The organism is Candidatus Palibaumannia cicadellinicola, assembly GCF_002855795.1.
Lineage (GTDB): Bacteria > Pseudomonadota > Gammaproteobacteria > Enterobacterales > Enterobacteriaceae > Baumannia > Baumannia cicadellinicola_C.
Window position 1 is genome coordinate 1 of the sequence record NZ_NJPO01000125.1, and the last position, 1,809, is coordinate 1,809.

The 1,809-nt window shown below is 39.3% G+C and carries 2 protein-coding genes; both read left to right on the forward strand.

The window, feature by feature from the left end:
• A partial coding sequence (gene tolA, locus CEX73_RS02345) for a cell envelope integrity protein TolA (RefSeq protein ID WP_101626992.1) occupies positions 1-279 on the forward strand: 279 nt, incomplete at its 5' end.
• A gap of 44 nt (positions 280-323) precedes the next feature.
• Positions 324-1,637 (forward strand): Tol-Pal system beta propeller repeat protein TolB, encoded by a 1,314-nt coding sequence (tolB, locus tag CEX73_RS02350; RefSeq protein WP_101626993.1) that lies wholly within the window; start codon positions 324-326, stop codon positions 1,635-1,637.
• Positions 1,638-1,809: the final 172 nt, after the last annotated feature.

Here is a 1,809-nt window from a genome sequence, read left to right on the forward strand (position 1 = left end):
GATATTGATCTCAATATTTATAAAGCTATGGTAAGTCACGCTATTAGCCAAAAATTTTTTGATACAGACCGTTTCAGTGGTAAAACTTGCGATCTACATATTAAGCTTGCATCAGATGGTATGCTCATTTCTATTATTCCTAGCAGAGGTGATCCTGATTTGTGCCAAGCTGCCGTATTAGCTGCAAAGCTTGCGACGATTCCTAAGCCTCCGAACCTGCAGGTTTATGAAATAGTTAAAAACGCTACTCTTGTCTTTTCACCTCAGTCAATAAAATGAGAACAGTCATTTCTTAAACGTTAGTTTGGGAGATAGGAGATAAAATGAAGCAAATCTTTCGAGTAGCGTTAAGTATCTTATTTTTATGGGCTTCGGTACTGTATACGTATGCGTATGCAGAAGTACGTATCGAGATAACTCAAGGAGTATCTTCGGCACGCCCTATTGGGGTGGTGCCGTTTAAATGGTCTGGTCTAGGTGCAGTGCCAGAAGATATCGGTGATATTATTGCAGACGACTTGCGTCATAGCGGAAAATTTAATCCATTAATTAAATCACGCATGCCACAGCAGCCAGCTATGTCCTCAGAAGTAATACCAGAATCTTGGATGGTACTTGGTATTGATGTAGTAATAGTGGGGCAAGTAGAGCCTAGTGCAGACGATAGCTATATTGTGTCTTATCAGCTAGTCGACACATCGAGTAACATTAGAACTATACTATCGCAAAACCAGTACAAGGTAGCAAAAAGATGGCTGCGCTATGCCGCGCATACTGCCAGCGATGAAACATTTGAGAAACTCACTGGGATCAAAGGTGTTTTCCGTACTCGTATTGCTTACGTAGTACATATCAATCGCGACTGCCAGTATCCTTATGAACTACGTATCGCAGATTATGATGGTCACTATCAAACTTTAGTACATCGTTCGTCAGAGCCGCTTATGTCACCAGCCTGGTTCCCAGATGGCCAACAGCTAGCTTACGTTACATTTGAAAAAGGTTGTTCCTCACTAGTAGTACAGACATTAGAGAATGGAGTAATCAATCAAATTGCGAGCTTTCCGCAACATAATGGGGCACCTGCTTTCTCACCAGATGGCAGTAAACTAGCATTTGCTTTATCAAAAACAGGTAGTCTTAACTTGTATGTGATGGATTTAGCTTCCGGTCATATTCGTCAGGTAACCGATGGACGTAGTAATAATACAGAACCAAGCTGGTTCCCGGATAACAATACTATTGCGTATACGTCTGATCAAGGTGGTAATCCGCAAGTATATAAAATTAATCTTAATGGAGGTAATCCGCAACGTTTATCTTGGGAAGGATCAAAAAATCAGGATGCAGATGTCAGTGCTAACGGTGAATTCCTGGTTATGGTGAATAGCAATAACAACGGTGCACAACATATCGCAAAACTTAATCTAGTTACCGGAGACATCCGCATGTTAACAAATACTTTTATGGATGAAACGCCTAGCCTAGCTCCTAATGGAATAATGTTTATTTATAGTGCTTCACAAGCATTGGGTTCTGTTTTACAGCTAGTATCAATTGATGGCAATTTAACAAAACCTATTTTAGCAACTGATGGATTGGTAACATGTCCTGCCTGGCCACCATATTTGTCATAAATGTATGTAATATTAGTATATAGATAAAAGGAATATGAAATGCTACGAGAAAGATTACTAACCAATATTTTGTTATCTGTATCAATAATTGTTCTGGCTGGATGTAGTCATCATCACAAAAATCATAAAGATTTCGAATCATCCTTAAACATTAGTACAGATACTGAGCATA

Coding starts and splice junctions, on each gene's coding strand:
- tolB (WP_101626993.1), top strand. CDS start 324: ATGAAGCAAATCTTTCGAGTAGCGTTAAGTATCTTATTTTTATGGGCT.